Source organism: Pseudomonas urmiensis, from assembly GCF_014268815.2.
Classification (GTDB): Bacteria; Pseudomonadota; Gammaproteobacteria; order Pseudomonadales; family Pseudomonadaceae; genus Aquipseudomonas; species Aquipseudomonas urmiensis.
This window is the reverse complement of record NZ_JABWRE020000001.1, coordinates 5,245,445-5,258,706: the sequence shown is the minus strand read 5'-3', so window position 1 is coordinate 5,258,706 and position 13,262 is coordinate 5,245,445. Positions and strand designations below refer to the sequence as shown.

Sequence of the window (13,262 nt, the reverse complement as noted above, 5' to 3'; positions counted from 1 at the left end):
ATGCTTTACGCCTGCCTCGCTTGCGGCTTGAGCCGTACATAAAGGGTTTTATCGACCCGCGCCACCAGCTCACCGGCACCATCGCGGATATCGACCTGCAGACGGGGCAGGTACTTCTTGCCGCTGGCGGTCTGCTGGCGGATGTCGTCGAGCATCGCGTCGTCGACATGGAACTCGGCGTACACCGGGCCTTTGCCAGGGGAGATGAAATCGATGCTGGCGGCTTTATCCCAGACGATATATTCGCGGCCCAGGCGCTCGATCAACAGCAGCATGTAGAACGGGTCGACCATCGAGTACAGGCTGCCGCCGAACTGGGTGCCGACATAGTTGCGGTTCCAACGGGTGAGCTTCATGCACACCTTGACGCTGCTCATGTCCGGGCTGATGTGCTGCACACGGATACCGGCGCCCAGGTAAGGCGGGTAGAAGTTGAGCAGCCAGCGCAGCATCCGGGCCTTGCGCGCGAGCTTGCGTGGATCGCTCATGCGCGACCCCGCAGGTCAGGCCGAGTGCCCAGGCCCATGGCCTGGCGGGCGAACCAGCGTTTGGCCGGAGGCAGCAAGTCGAGGCCCAACAGGCCGAGGTTGCGCCCGGCCGCCAGCAATGGCTGACCGCTGCCAAATACGCGGGTGACCTGGTCGGAAAAGCCGATGGTCAGCGCCTGGTCCAGGCGCTGACGCTGGTGATAGACCTGCAAGGTCGCCAGATCGCCCGGCTGCGCAGGGCCGGCCAACAGGCCTTCGGCAAGGGTCTGCACATCGCGCAGGGACAGGTTGAAGCCCTGCCCGGCAATCGGGTGCAGGCTGTGCGCGGCATTGCCCAGCACGACCAGATGGGGGCGCACCTGCTCCTCGGCCTCGACCAGCGCCAGCGGGTAGAGGTGTCGCACGCCAACCTGGCGCAGCGCACCCAGGCGATAGCCGAACACGTCCTGCAACTCACGCAGGAAGCTGCGCTCGTCGATTTCGGCAAGGCGCTTGGCATCCATTCCCTGGCGGGTCCAGACCAGCGCGCAGCGGTTCTCAGGTAACGGCAGCAACGCCATCGGGCCTTGCTCTGTGAAGCGCTCGAAGGCCTGGCCAGCATGGGCCTCGCCGGGGCTGATATTGGCGATCAGCGCGCTCTGGTCGTAGGGTCGGCGCCGCACATGGATGCCCAGTTGCTCACGCAAGCCGGAACGACCACCATCGGCCAGCACCGCCAGGTCGCACTCAAGGCTGGTGTCGTCATCGAGCTGCAAGCGATAGCCGCCCTCGATCGGCTGCATGGCCTTGACCTCGGCCGGGCAGCGCCAGCTGACCACGTCGCGGTCCAGGCTTTGCCACAGGCACTGGCCAAGCCAGGCATTTTCCACCACGTAACCCAGCGCTGGCACGCCTTCTTCGCTGGCATCCAGACGGGTCGCGCCGAAGCGGCCCCGGTCGGACACGTGGATCTGGCGGATCGGCTCGGCGCGCGGGCTGAGGGTTTGCCACACGCCAAGTTGCTCGTAGATTTGCCGAGTGCCGAACGACAGCGCTGAGGAGCGCGCATCGTAGCTCGGCTGGAAGCTGTCGCCCGGAGCGAACGGCTCGATCAACAGGATCTTCCAGCCCCGCGCCTTGGCGCCGGCCTGCAAGGCCAGGGCCAGGCTGGCACCGACCAGGCCGCCGCCAATGATCGCCAGGTTGACCCGGGTCATGCCACGTCCCTGCGTGCGTCAGCCATCAGCGCCTCGATCTCGGCGACAGTACGTGGCACGCCCGAGGTAAGAATTTCACAGCCTTGCTTGGTCACGACCACGTCGTCCTCGATCCTGATCCCGATGCCACGCCATTTCTTCGGCACATCCTGGTTGTCGGCGGCAATGTAGATGCCCGGCTCGACGGTCAGCGCCATGCCCGGTTCGAGCACTCGCCACTGACCACCAACCTTGTATTCGCCAACGTCATGCACATCCATACCCAGCCAGTGCCCGGCGCGGTGCATGTAGAAGGCGCGATGCGCCTCGGCGTCGATCAGCGCCTGCACTTCGCCTTTGAGCAGCCCCAGCTCGACCAACCCTTCGGTGATCACCCGCACGGTCGCTTCATGGGCGTGGTTCCAGTGCTTGCCAGGGGCGATCTCGGCAAACGCTGCCGCCTGAGCCTTGAGCACCAGTTCGTAGATCGCCTTCTGCTCTGGCGTAAACCGCCCGCTGACCGGGAAGGTGCGGGTAATGTCGCTGGCGTAGCAGTCGATCTCGCAACCGGCGTCGATCAACACCAGATCGCCGTCCTTGAGCAAGGCGTCGTTCTGCTGGTAGTGCAGGATGCAGCCGTTGCGCCCGGCGGCGACGATCGAGCCGTAGGCCGGCATCTTCGCCCCGCCCTTGCGGAACTCGTAGTCCAGCTCGGCTTCCAGGCTGTATTCGTAGAGCCCGGCGCGACAGGACTGCATGGCCCGCACATGGGCGCGGGCGGAAATGTCCGCAGCAGCGCGCATCACCTTCACCTCTGCCGCCGATTTATACAGGCGCATGTCGTGCAGCAGGTGATCCAGGGCAACGAATTCGTTCGGCGGCTGGGCACCGAGACGCGCCTTGGAGCGTATGACGTTGATCCAGTCCATCAGCCGGCGATCGAACTCGGGGTTGCTGCCCATGGCGGTGTAGACCCGATCGCGCCCTTCGATCAGACCCGGCAGGATCTCGTCGATATCGGTGATCGGGAAGGCATCGTCGGCGCCAAAGTCGCGCACCGCGCCTTCCTGGCCGGCGCGCAGGCCATCCCACAGCTCGCGCTCAGGGTTGCGCTCACGGCAAAACAGCACGTACTCGCCATGCTCGCGGCCAGGAATCAGCGCGATCACCGCCTCTGGCTCCGGGAAGCCGCTGAGGTACTGGAAGTCGCTGTCCTGGCGGTACACGTGCTCGACGTCGCGGTTGCGAATGGCAACCGCAGCGGCTGGCAGGATGGCGATGCTGTTGGGGACCATCTGCGCCATCAGCGCCTTGCGCCGACGGGCATACTCCGCCTTGGGTATGTGGCTCATGGGCAAACGACCCCGTTCAGATCAATGCAGCGATGGCTTTGGCGCAGGTGCTGCTGGGGTGTTCAATTCCGTGAACAGCAGCAACGGGGCGACGCGCAGGTACTCCATGACCTCCATGTAGTCGCTTTCGCCGTCCTCGGACTCTTCCAGCGCTTCCTGGACTTGGGAAATGGCTACCAGGTCCTGCAGCACTTCCTTGGCGTCGGTGGACAGGTCCTTGCCGCCGGCATTCAGGCCGAAACCACTGATGAAGCCCTGGCACCACTGGCCCAGCGCGGCGGCACGGTCGGCCAGCGCCGCGTCGTCGGTCGGCAGCAGCAGGACGATGGCGACGTCTTCGCCGGTGAGCTCGGCCTTGACCATCTCTTGCAGGCCGATCAAAGCGTTGCGAACTGTGTCACCAGGCTCGGTCTCGAGCAGCTGGGCTGCGTCAGCCAGCCAGGCATCGGCATCGAACCCGGCGCCGGCGCAGCTGCGGCCGATCAGCAGGCCATGCAGCTCGGCAGGGGTGACAGGGTGGCCATTGCTCGAAAGCAACATGGCGAAGGCGATGTAGGGCGATTGTGTATTGGGCATGGGCTGCTAGGCGCCAGACGGCGCAATGTCTAGAATGAAGACCTTGTATCCTAGCACCGGCAGGCGCGCCAAGACCATCGGCACTGGCCGCCGAGGGCCTGGCACAGGCATGATCGCCAGGCAGTCAACGATGGAGCGAAACGAGTGCAACCCATGCAAGACAACGACCTGCAAGCGCTGATGAGCCGATTTGAGTTGCTGATCGAGCGCGTCGAGCAACTTAAACGGCAAAATGCACTCCTAGTAGCTCAGGAAAAATCCTGGCGCGAAGAGCGCGCCCACCTCATCGACAAGAACGAGATCGCAAGGCGCAAGGTCGAATCGATGATCTTGCGGCTCAAGGCCCTGGAGCAAGACTCATGAGTTCAAGCAATAGCGTCACCGTCCAGATCCTCGACAAGGAATACTCGATCATCTGTCCGCCCGAGGAGCGCAACAACCTGGTCAGCGCGGCACGCTACCTGGACGGCAAGATGCGTGAGATCCGCAGCAGCGGCAAGGTGATTGGCGCTGATCGCATCGCGGTCATGGCAGCGCTGAACATCACCCACGAAATGCTGCACCGTCAGGACACCCCGGATGTGGTCAGCGGCGGCACTACCCGTGAGCAGGTGCGTGACCTGCTGGAGCGGGTCGACAATGCATTGGCCGACGACACGGGTACCAAAAACGGCTGAGGTTGGTATACTGGCGCCACTCCCTGGGGGATGCGCCAGTCGGTTATGTCCCTGAGCCGATACGCACAACCACGGGGGTTGCACGCTGGGGCCGGTGTGCATGTCCGCCCGACGGAAAGCCTTAACGCCCCCTGCAATCTCCACCTTGAACTTTCGGGTTCAAGGGCTACACCGATAGCGGTCTTATCGGGGAGCCTGAATGCTTCATTGCCCGCCTCCTCCGGCGGGCAATTGGTTTGGCCGCCACGGCGGCCGACACCTCTGGGAACGCTCGTGCCATGACCGACACCGCGCCGCTCACCCGCCCTCAACTACGCCGCCTGCTGCGCCATGCCCGCCGCGCCCTTACCCCGGCCCAGCAACGCCAGGCGACCCTCGGCCTGTACCGCCAACTGGCGCAGCACCCACTGTTTCGCCGGGCGAAGCACATTGCCCTGTACCTTCCCAACGATGGCGAGATCGACCCACGCCTGCTGCTGCGCGAAGCCCAACGCCGGGGCAAGCGCACCTATTTGCCAGTGCTGCATGCCTGGCCAGCGACGCGCATGGTGTTTCAGCGTTTCGAGCATGGGGAAAAACTACGGCCCAATCGCTTCCGTATTCCGGAACCTGTAGTCGAGCGCAAGCGGCAACGGCCAATCTGGGCGCTGGACTTGATCCTGCTGCCGTTGGTGGGCTTCGATGAAGTGGGGGGGCGACTGGGTATGGGCGGTGGCTTCTATGACCGCAGCCTGGCCTACCAGGCACGTCGCAAGACCTGGAAAAAACCGCTACTGCTGGGGCTGGCCCATGAGTGTCAGAAAGTAGAGCGACTGGCCCAGGCCAGTTGGGATGTGCCGCTGCAAGGAACGGTCTCGGACCGTGGCTGGTACCTGGCACGCAACTAAAGGCGCGCCAGGCCAAGGCTTAGCGTTGTTGCGGGGCAGACTCTACGGGCGTCTGGTAGGCGATGTCCATCTTGCGCTCCCAGAAACTCTGCGCATAACCGGTGGTGACAACCCCCAGGCCGAAAATGAAGGCCAAGACCCAAAGCAGGTCCGGTTTGCGTTTGTTCATCGATTGCCCCCCTAGGCAAACTGTTCTGGCTCGCTAGCTTTTTCGGTGCTGGCGGAGCATGTCGCTTAAAATCGGCGCATTTTCCGACAACGTGCGTCGACACGCAAACGTTGACGCCAACCGGCTGTCGGTTTCATGCAACAGGTTATTTCAAACTTTGTCAGGAGCAGCGTCCATGGCCTATTGGCTGATGAAATCCGAGCCCGACGAGCTCTCCATCGAAGCCTTGGCCCGCCTGGGCGAGGCGCGCTGGGACGGCGTGCGCAACTATCAGGCGCGCAATTTCTTGAGGGAAATGAGCGTAGGCGACGCGTTCTTCTTCTACCACTCCAGCTGCCCGCAACCAGGCATCGCCGGTATCGCCAAGATCACTGCGGCGGCCTACCCGGACCCGACTGCGCTCGACCCTGAAAGCCCCTATCACGACGCCAAGGCGACTGCCGAGAAAAACCCATGGAGCGCGGTAGATGTAGCGCATGTGCAGACGTTCAAGCAGGTGCTGGGGTTAGGCCTGCTCAAGCAACAGACTGCACTTGAGGAGCTGCCGCTGGTGCACAAAGGCACGCGACTGTCGGTGATGCCGGTTACCCCAGAGCAGTGGGCGGCGATCATGGTCCTGGCTGGGTGAAGTGACGCGCTGGCTGACCCAGCTTTTTCGCAGGCTCGCCGGCGAGAAGGCTGGGTCGATATCAAATCACTGCACAATCAAGTTATTGAACAGCAGATCCTCGACGATCGGCTTGCCTTCTTCGGCTTCCATCACCTGCTGCACCTGCTTCAGGGCTTCCTGACGCAGCTTCTCCTTGGCCTCGACGTTGCTCATGTTATCCACAGCCTGCTGGGTGAACAGCGCCACCAGCTGGTTACGGATCAGCGGCTCGTGGTGCTTGACCGCAGTGGCGGCGGCGTCACCGGTTACTCGCAGGGCCACGTCAGCCTTGTACACGCGCAACTTGGGACTACCATCGAGCGCGTAGTTGCCGACAAAGGGCGGGCTCAGGCTGATGTAGGAAACCTTCGGCTCCCCTTCCTTGGCTGCCTCGGCCATGGCCGTCGCTGGCAGCAGCAGCGCCAGTACCATCAAGATCCACGCTTTCACGAATTCGCTCCTCAATACAGTTGGCGCCAGCTTACCCAGCACTTCGTTCAAACCCAAGCCCGGGCTTATGCCAGCCCATCAGGCCGGGCCATGCTCGTTGACCCGGCAACTGGCCCTCTTACACTTATCGGCCACCACACGCAAAGGAATAGCCCCGATGAAAGCTGTGTTGTGCAAAACCCTTGGCCCGGCGCGCGATCTGGTGCTGGAAGAGGCGGCCAGCCCTACGCCCAAGATCAACGAGATCCTGCTCGACGTGCACGCCGCCGGGGTCAACTTCCCCGATACCCTGATCATCGAAGGCAAATACCAGTTCCAGCCGCCACTGCCATTCTCGCCAGGTGGCGAGGCCGCGGGGGTAGTCGCCGCCGTGGGCGCGAAAGCGGGTGCCTTCAAGGTCGGCGACCGGGTCATGGCTCTGACCGGCTGGGGCGCCTTTGCCGAGCAGGTGGCGGTGCCGTTCTATAACGTGCTGCCAGTGCCGCCGAGCATGGACTTCACCACTGCTGCGGCGTTTGGCATGACCTACGGCACCTCGATGCACGCCCTGCGCCAACGCGCCAACCTGCAGCCAGGGGAGACCTTGCTGGTACTTGGTGCTTCGGGGGGTGTAGGGCTTGCCGCAGTGGAGATTGGCAAGGCCATGGGCGCCAAGGTGATCGCCGCCGCCAGTAGCGAAGAGAAACTGCAGGTGGCCAAGGCTGCCGGCGCCGATGAGGTGATCGACTACAGCAAGGCTAGCCTGAAGGATGAAATCAAGCGCCTGACGGGCGGCAAGGGCGTGGATGTTATCTACGATCCGGTTGGCGGTGAGTTGTTTGACCAGGCAGTACGCGGCCTGGCCTGGAATGGCAGGTTGCTGGTGGTGGGTTTTGCCAGTGGGACGATTCCGCAATTGCCGGTGAACCTGGCGCTGCTCAAGGGTGCCTCGGTGGTCGGGGTGTTCTGGGGATCGTTCGCCCAGCGTCAGCCTGAGGATAATGCAGCCAACTTCCGTCAGTTGTTTGCCTGGCATGCCGAAGGCAAGGTAAAGCCACTGGTGTCGCAGACTTATCCACTGGCGGAGGCCGGGGCGGCAATCGAGCGACTGGCTCAGCGCCAGGCTGTGGGTAAGTTGGTGGTACTGGCCAGGTAGGATTTAGACCCTAAATGTCGCTTCTGGCCTCTTCGCGGGCAAGCCCGCTCCCACAGGGATAGCGGTGTCTTTGATGTCGATGCGGTATCTGTGGGAGCGCCCGTGACCGCACTCAGAGGTACAGCGCAGCCATCAATGACAGCTCGGTCCCTGTGGGAGCGGGCTTGCCCGCGAAGAGGCCGGGGCAGCCGACAAAAACTTCAGACCTCACGCAAGTTATGGCAACGCCTGAACCGCGCCTCAAGATTGCGATCGGGCATCTGGTGACTGCGCAGTGCATTGAGGGTCTGCTCGACGTAATCTCGGGTACTGCCATAGCGCCCCTTGGCGCTGGCCAGAATCTGGCTGAGCAAGCCATCCGGCAGATCACCGGCATAGCACGGCAGATGCCGCTCCAGAACGAACCCTAGCGCCTGAACCTTGCTGCCATCATTCAAGCGGCAAGTCAGCCAATGCGGCCGATACGCAGGGTATGGCATCTCGCGCTGCCACAAGGCCATGAGCGACTCATCCAGGTTGCTCTCCTCCAGGCGATAGGCAAAGCCACTGCATGAGCCGCCGCGATCGAGCCCGAACACCAGCCCTGGGCACTCCGGCGTGCCGCGGTGCTCATGCGACCACAGGTACAGCCCGCGATGATAGCCATGCACCCGCGCCCGCTGGCGTTCGACCGAATGACATTCCGGGCGCCAGATCAGTGAGCCATAGGCAAACAGCCACACCGGCCCACCGTGATGGCGCGCCATGGTCGACTGCATCGAATTGAACAGTTGCTCGCGAGTCAGTTGCTGACCGAAGTCGAGCGACGGCGGATAGGGTACCTGCCAAGATAGACTTTCAATTGCCGACATAAGCTGCCGCCATTATTCCCCGAGAACTAACGAAGAACGCCACTGTAACTCAGTGACGCTCCGCTGGACTTACCGTACGGCAGAAAGTATCCATCGCACAAGCCCCATGCACCCCTGAGCCGCCGAACTACGGGCCCTGCAAGCGATTGCACGGTATTGTTTCGAGTATAGTGAAAGTTATTGGCTGCGGCGGTAACAATTTACCGCCTTATAATCATCGCCGGACACTTTGGTTATTAGCGTCGACTAACTATTCAGCCGCGCGGGGCATAGGCGAATACATCGGCACGCATGCGGTGCGCATCCATGCCGGCCTCAACCAACGCATCGAGCGTGGCATAGACCATATTTGGCGAACCACTGGCATACACGTGCACATCGTTGAGGTCGGCGATGTCTTCGCAAACTGCCTCATGCAGCATGCCGCAACGCCCTTCCCAGCCACACAGGTCACTGACGACCTTGTGCAGGAACAGGTTGGGCAGGCGCTGCCACTCATCCCAGTGCTCGATCTGGTAGAAGTCTTCCGGACGACGCACGCCCCAATACAAGTGCACCGGGTGCTTGAAGCCATTGGCCCGGCAATGCTCGACCAGGCTGTGCATCTGGCCCATGCCGGTGCCGGCGGCGATCAGCACCAGTGGCCCATCGGGCAGCTCGGCCAAATGTGCATCGCCAAACGGCAGCTGGATACGCGCAATACCATCGCGCTGCAATTGCTCGATCAGCGCCACGGCACTGGCTTCGCGCGCCAGCACGTGCAGCTCCAGATCGCGCCCGCCGTGCGGCGCGGAGGCCAGCGAGAAGGCTGCCTTGTCGGCGCCGTCGCGCTCGATCATCAGGTACTGGCCGGCGTGATAACGCGGCGGCTTGCCGGCCGGAGCGCGCAGGCGCACGCGCCAGACGTCGCCACCCACCTCGACGCACTCGCTCACCGTGCAGGCCAAGGTTCGTACCGGCAGTTCGCCCAAGGCAAGTACACCGTCCCAGAGCAAGATACAGTCCTCCAGCGGCTCGGCGATGCAGGTGAACAGTTCGCCGTGATCACGCACTTCACCGTCCTGGCGCACCCGCCCTTCCACCAGCAACGCAGCGCAGACGTGGCAATTGCCGTTGCGGCAGCTGCTCGGACAGTCGTAACCCAGGCGCCGGGCGCCATCGAGAATCCTTTCACCGGGTTCAAGCGCCAGTACCGCCCCGGACGGCTGCAACGTTACCTGCATCAATCTATTCCCAACTGATCCCACAGCTCATCGATACGGCGGGTGACGGCATCGTCCTTGACGATGACTCGGCCCCATTCGCGTGTAGTCTCGCCCGGCCACTTGTGCGTTGCATCCAGGCCCATCTTCGACCCCAGCCCCGATACCGGCGACGCGAAGTCCAGGTAGTCGATTGGCGTGTTGTCGATCATCACCGTATCACGCTTGGGGTCCATGCGCGTGGTGATGGCCCAGATTACGTCGTTCCAGTCGCGGGCGTTGACGTCGTCGTCGGTAACGATAACGAACTTGGTGTACATGAACTGTCGCAGGAACGACCAGACACCCAACATTACCCGCTTGGCATGGCCTGGGTACTGCTTCTTGATGGTCACTACCGCCATGCGGTACGAGCAACCTTCGGGCGGCAAGTAGAAGTCGATGATCTCCGGGAACTGCTTCTGCAGGATCGGCACGAACACTTCGTTCAGCGCAACGCCAAGGATCGCCGGCTCATCCGGTGGACGGCCGGTGTAGGTGCTGTGATAGATCGGATTACGCCGGTGGGTGATGCGCTCGATGGTGAACACCGGGAAGCTGTCCACCTCGTTGTAGTAACCGGTGTGGTCGCCGTATGGGCCTTCGGGGGCCATCTCGCCTGGGTGGATCACCCCTTCCAGGATGATTTCCGCAGTGGCCGGCACCTGCAGGTCACTGCCACGGCACTTGACCAGCTCGGTACGGTTGCCGCGCAGCAGGCCGGCGAAGGCGTATTCGGAAAGGGTGTCAGGCACCGGGGTCACAGCGCCAAGAATGGTCGCCGGGTCCGCGCCCAGGGCTACCGCCACCGGGAATGGCTGGCCAGGATGCTTTTCGCACCACTCGCGATAATCCAAAGCGCCGCCACGGTGGCTCAGCCAACGCATGATGACCTTGTTACGGCCGATCACCTGCTGGCGATAGATGCCCAGGTTCTGGCGTTCTTTGTTCGGCCCGCGGGTGACGGTCAGGCCCCAGGTGATCAGCGGCGCCACATCGCCCGGCCAGCAGTGCTGGATCGGCAACTGGCTGAGGTCGACGTCTTCGCCCTCGACCACGATTTCCTGGCACACCGCGTCTTTGATGACCTTGGGCGCCATCGACACGACTTTCTTGAAGATCGGCAGTTTCGACCAGGCGTCCTTGAGCCCCTTGGGCGGCTCGGGCTCCTTGAGGAAGGCCAGCAGCTTGCCGATTTCACGCAGCTCGTCGACCGATTCGGCGCCCATGCCCATGGCCACCCGCTCCGGGGTGCCAAACAGGTTGCCGAGCACTGGAATGTCGAAGCCGGTAGGCTTTTCGAACAGCAACGCCGGGCCCTTGGCACGCAAGGTGCGATCGCAGACTTCGGTCATTTCCAGGACGGGTGAAATCGGAACCTGGATGCGCTTGAGTTCGCCGCGCTGTTCCAAGCCACGGATAAAGTCGCGCAAATCGCGATACTGCATGCGTGAGCCTCGTGTTGGCCGTATCGGTCGGGGTGCAGAGTGTAGCGCTGATCAAGCCGTTTTAGGATGCAAAAATGACTTGGGGCCGCTGCGCGACCCTTCGCGGGCTTATCCGCGAAGGACTGCGCAGCAGCCCCAAATCATCAGCCTGTGAAACGAATCGCTTACTTGCGCTTCATCGACAGGAAGAACTCATCGTTGGTCTTGGTCTGCTTGAGCTTGTCAGTCAAGAACTCGATGGCGGCGATCTCATCCATCGGGTGCAACAGCTTGCGCAGAATCCACATGCGCTGCAGCTCGTCGTCAGCGGTCAGCAGCTCTTCGCGACGGGTACCCGACTTGTTGATGTTGATGGCCGGGAACACACGCTTCTCGGCGATGCGGCGATCCAGCGGCAGCTCCATGTTGCCGGTACCTTTGAACTCTTCGTAGATCACTTCGTCCATCTTCGAGCCGGTTTCAACCAGCGCGGTGGCGATAATGGTCAGCGAACCGCCTTCCTCGATGTTACGCGCAGCACCGAAGAAGCGTTTTGGCTTCTCCAGGGCGTGAGCATCGACACCACCGGTGAGGACCTTGCCGGAGCTTGGGATCACGGTGTTGTAGGCACGCGCCAGACGGGTGATCGAGTCGAGCAGGATGACCACGTCTTTCTTGTGCTCGACCAGGCGCTTGGCCTTCTCGATGACCATCTCGGCAACCTGCACGTGGCGGGTCGGCGGCTCGTCGAAGGTGGAAGCGACCACTTCGCCGCGCACGGTGCGCTGCATTTCGGTCACTTCTTCCGGGCGCTCGTCGATCAACAGCACGATCAGGTGGCACTCGGGGTTGTTACGGGTGATGTTGGCCGCGATGTTCTGCAGCATGATGGTCTTGCCCGCTTTTGGCGGGGCGACGATCAGGCCGCGCTGGCCTTTGCCGATCGGGGCGCAGAGATCGATGACGCGGCCGGTCAAGTCTTCGGTGGAACCGTTACCGGCTTCCATCTTCAGGCGCTTGTTGGGGAACAGCGGCGTCAAGTTCTCGAACAGGATCTTGTTCTTGGCGTTTTCCGGACGGTCGAAGTTGATCGTGTCGACCTTGAGCAGCGCGAAGTAACGCTCCCCTTCCTTCGGCGGGCGGATCTTGCCGACGATGGTGTCGCCGGTACGCAGGTTGAAACGGCGGATCTGGCTAGGCGAGACGTAGATGTCGTCTGGGCCGGCCAAGTAGGACGCATCAGCCGAACGCAGGAAACCGAAGCCATCCTGGAGAATCTCCAGCACGCCGTCACCCGAGATCTCTTCGCCGCTTTTCGCGTGTTTCTTCAACAGGGCGAAAATCACGTCCTGCTTGCGCGAACGGGCCATGTTTTCGATGCCCATCTGTTCGGCCATTTCCAGCAGATCGGTAATCGGCTTTTGCTTGAGTTCAGTCAGGTTCATAAGGGGAGTGACGTAATCATGTAAGAAGGGAGGATTAAGCTTCTGGCTTAATGAAGCCGCGCCGCAAGATTGGCGACAGGATCGCGTACTGATTCGAATTAGGGATGCGTCGGCGACGGCGTGCAGAGGGCACTGAAGAAGCAGTGCGAGGCCGAATGTAACACTTGCTTTTTTCGGCGTCTAGTGCTCGAAAAAAGAAAAGCCCCGCATTTGCGGGGCTTTTTCACATCAGATGTTTGCGTCGAGGAACGCAGCCAGCTGAGATTTGGACAGCGCGCCGACCTTGGTCGCCTCGACGTTGCCGTTCTTGAACAGCATCAGCGTCGGGATGCCACGCACGCCGTGCTTGGCCGGGGTTTCCTGGTTGTCGTCGATGTTCAGCTTGGCGACAGTCAGTTTGCCTTGGTAGGTCGAAGCAATGTCGTCCAGGACTGGAGCGATCATCTTGCACGGGCCGCACCATTCAGCCCAGTAGTCGACCAGCACCGGGCCTTCTGCCTTCAGGACTTCAGCCTCGAAGGTGGCGTCGGTGACATGTTTGATCAGGTCGCTGCTCATGGATATCTCCAGGTTCGTAAGCAAAAAACGTGGCCCATCATAGCCGCACCGGCCGCCTACAGGAAGTCACGCTCGATTGAGTGTAACTATAGTTGTGCAAGACGCCACGAATCGAAACTGTCATATCAGTGTCATAAGATTCGTTGCCCCTTTGCTTTGCATCAAGCCTTGCCTTGCCGCGC

General features: G+C 62.0%; 16 protein-coding genes and 1 other RNA gene. 6 read left to right on the top strand and 11 right to left on the bottom strand.

Going from position 1 to position 13,262, the window contains the following annotated elements; translation table 11 throughout:
* Nucleotides 1-5 precede the first annotated feature (5 nt).
* The 4 genes from HU737_RS23745 to HU737_RS23730 are packed head-to-tail and all read right to left on the bottom strand — an operon-like array spanning nucleotide 6 to nucleotide 3,591.
* Nucleotides 6-488 carry a DUF4442 domain-containing protein gene (locus HU737_RS23745; RefSeq protein ID WP_186555843.1) on the bottom strand — a complete coding sequence of 161 codons (483 nt, stop codon included), beginning with the start codon at nucleotides 486-488 and terminating at the stop codon, nucleotides 6-8.
* The gene (gene ubiH / locus HU737_RS23740) at nucleotides 485-1,684 is read right to left on the bottom strand and encodes a 2-octaprenyl-6-methoxyphenyl hydroxylase (RefSeq protein WP_186555842.1); all 1,200 of its coding nucleotides are present in this window, start codon (nucleotides 1,682-1,684) and stop codon (nucleotides 485-487) included. Before ubiH ends, HU737_RS23745 begins: the two co-directional genes overlap by 4 nt.
* Nucleotides 1,681-3,015 carry a Xaa-Pro aminopeptidase gene (gene pepP / locus HU737_RS23735; RefSeq protein ID WP_186555841.1) on the bottom strand — a complete coding sequence of 445 codons (1,335 nt, stop codon included), beginning with the start codon at nucleotides 3,013-3,015 and terminating at the stop codon, nucleotides 1,681-1,683. The genes ubiH and pepP overlap by 4 nt, the downstream gene beginning before the upstream one ends.
* Nucleotides 3,016-3,036: 21 nt before the next feature.
* A complete protein-coding gene (locus HU737_RS23730; RefSeq protein ID WP_186555840.1) occupies nucleotides 3,037-3,591 on the bottom strand; it encodes a YecA/YgfB family protein in 555 nt (184 codons plus the stop codon).
* A 153-nt stretch (nucleotides 3,592-3,744) separates the two neighbouring features.
* Between HU737_RS23730 and HU737_RS23725 the strand changes: the two genes are divergently transcribed.
* The 4 genes from HU737_RS23725 (at nucleotide 3,745) to HU737_RS23710 (ending at nucleotide 5,155) form a co-directional block, all read left to right on the top strand.
* Nucleotides 3,745-3,954: a TIGR02449 family protein gene (locus tag HU737_RS23725; RefSeq protein WP_186555839.1), complete on the top strand. Its 210-nt coding sequence runs from the start codon at nucleotides 3,745-3,747 to the stop codon at nucleotides 3,952-3,954.
* The gene (locus HU737_RS23720; RefSeq protein ID WP_186555838.1) at nucleotides 3,951-4,268 is read left to right on the top strand and encodes a cell division protein ZapA; all 318 of its coding nucleotides are present in this window, start codon (nucleotides 3,951-3,953) and stop codon (nucleotides 4,266-4,268) included. Before HU737_RS23725 ends, HU737_RS23720 begins: the two co-directional genes overlap by 4 nt.
* A gap of 17 nt (nucleotides 4,269-4,285) precedes the next feature.
* Nucleotides 4,286-4,465, top strand: a non-coding RNA gene (gene ssrS / locus HU737_RS23715) — 6S RNA.
* An 81-nt stretch (nucleotides 4,466-4,546) separates the two neighbouring features.
* Nucleotides 4,547-5,155 carry a 5-formyltetrahydrofolate cyclo-ligase gene (locus tag HU737_RS23710; protein ID WP_186555837.1) on the top strand — a complete coding sequence of 203 codons (609 nt, stop codon included), beginning with the start codon at nucleotides 4,547-4,549 and terminating at the stop codon, nucleotides 5,153-5,155.
* Between the two features lie 19 nt (nucleotides 5,156-5,174).
* Here HU737_RS23710 and HU737_RS23705 read toward each other — a convergent pair whose 3' ends face one another.
* A complete protein-coding gene (locus tag HU737_RS23705) occupies nucleotides 5,175-5,324 on the bottom strand; it encodes a hypothetical protein (RefSeq protein ID WP_186555836.1) in 150 nt (49 codons plus the stop codon).
* Between the two features lie 175 nt (nucleotides 5,325-5,499).
* On the opposite strand from HU737_RS23705, the gene HU737_RS23700 reads away from it, so the two are divergent.
* Nucleotides 5,500-5,952, top strand: a complete 453-nt coding sequence (locus tag HU737_RS23700) for an EVE domain-containing protein (protein ID WP_186555835.1) — start codon at nucleotides 5,500-5,502, stop codon at nucleotides 5,950-5,952.
* A gap of 66 nt (nucleotides 5,953-6,018) precedes the next feature.
* Here the strand turns inward: HU737_RS23700 and HU737_RS23695 are convergent, their stop codons facing one another.
* Nucleotides 6,019-6,423, bottom strand: a complete 405-nt coding sequence (locus tag HU737_RS23695) for a flagellar basal body-associated protein FliL (protein WP_186555834.1) — start codon at nucleotides 6,421-6,423, stop codon at nucleotides 6,019-6,021.
* Nucleotides 6,424-6,580: 157 nt separating this feature from the next.
* Between HU737_RS23695 and HU737_RS23690 the strand changes: the two genes are divergently transcribed.
* Nucleotides 6,581-7,558 carry an NADPH:quinone oxidoreductase family protein gene (locus HU737_RS23690; RefSeq protein ID WP_186555833.1) on the top strand — a complete coding sequence of 326 codons (978 nt, stop codon included), beginning with the start codon at nucleotides 6,581-6,583 and terminating at the stop codon, nucleotides 7,556-7,558.
* Nucleotides 7,559-7,758: 200 nt separating this feature from the next.
* On the opposite strand, the gene HU737_RS23685 is transcribed toward HU737_RS23690, so the two are convergent.
* The 5 genes from HU737_RS23685 to trxA all read right to left on the bottom strand — a co-directional run bounded on the left by HU737_RS23685 (nucleotide 7,759) and on the right by trxA (nucleotide 13,080).
* The gene (locus tag HU737_RS23685) at nucleotides 7,759-8,409 is read right to left on the bottom strand and encodes a gamma-glutamylcyclotransferase (protein ID WP_186555832.1); all 651 of its coding nucleotides are present in this window, start codon (nucleotides 8,407-8,409) and stop codon (nucleotides 7,759-7,761) included.
* A 254-nt stretch (nucleotides 8,410-8,663) separates the two neighbouring features.
* Nucleotides 8,664-9,632 (bottom strand): CDP-6-deoxy-delta-3,4-glucoseen reductase, encoded by a 969-nt coding sequence (locus tag HU737_RS23680; protein ID WP_186555831.1) that lies wholly within the window; start codon nucleotides 9,630-9,632, stop codon nucleotides 8,664-8,666.
* On the bottom strand, nucleotides 9,632-11,098 hold the full coding sequence (gene ubiD / locus HU737_RS23675; RefSeq protein ID WP_186555830.1) for a 4-hydroxy-3-polyprenylbenzoate decarboxylase: 1,467 nt from the start codon (nucleotides 11,096-11,098) through the stop codon (nucleotides 9,632-9,634). The genes HU737_RS23680 and ubiD overlap by 1 nt, the downstream gene beginning before the upstream one ends.
* A 164-nt stretch (nucleotides 11,099-11,262) precedes the next feature.
* Nucleotides 11,263-12,522, bottom strand: coding sequence for a transcription termination factor Rho (rho, locus tag HU737_RS23670; RefSeq protein ID WP_119146917.1), 1,260 nt, complete (start codon nucleotides 12,520-12,522; stop codon nucleotides 11,263-11,265).
* 228 nt (nucleotides 12,523-12,750) lie between these two features.
* A complete protein-coding gene (gene trxA / locus HU737_RS23665) occupies nucleotides 12,751-13,080 on the bottom strand; it encodes a thioredoxin TrxA (RefSeq protein ID WP_186555829.1) in 330 nt (109 codons plus the stop codon).
* Between the last annotated feature and the right edge of the window lie 182 nt (nucleotides 13,081-13,262).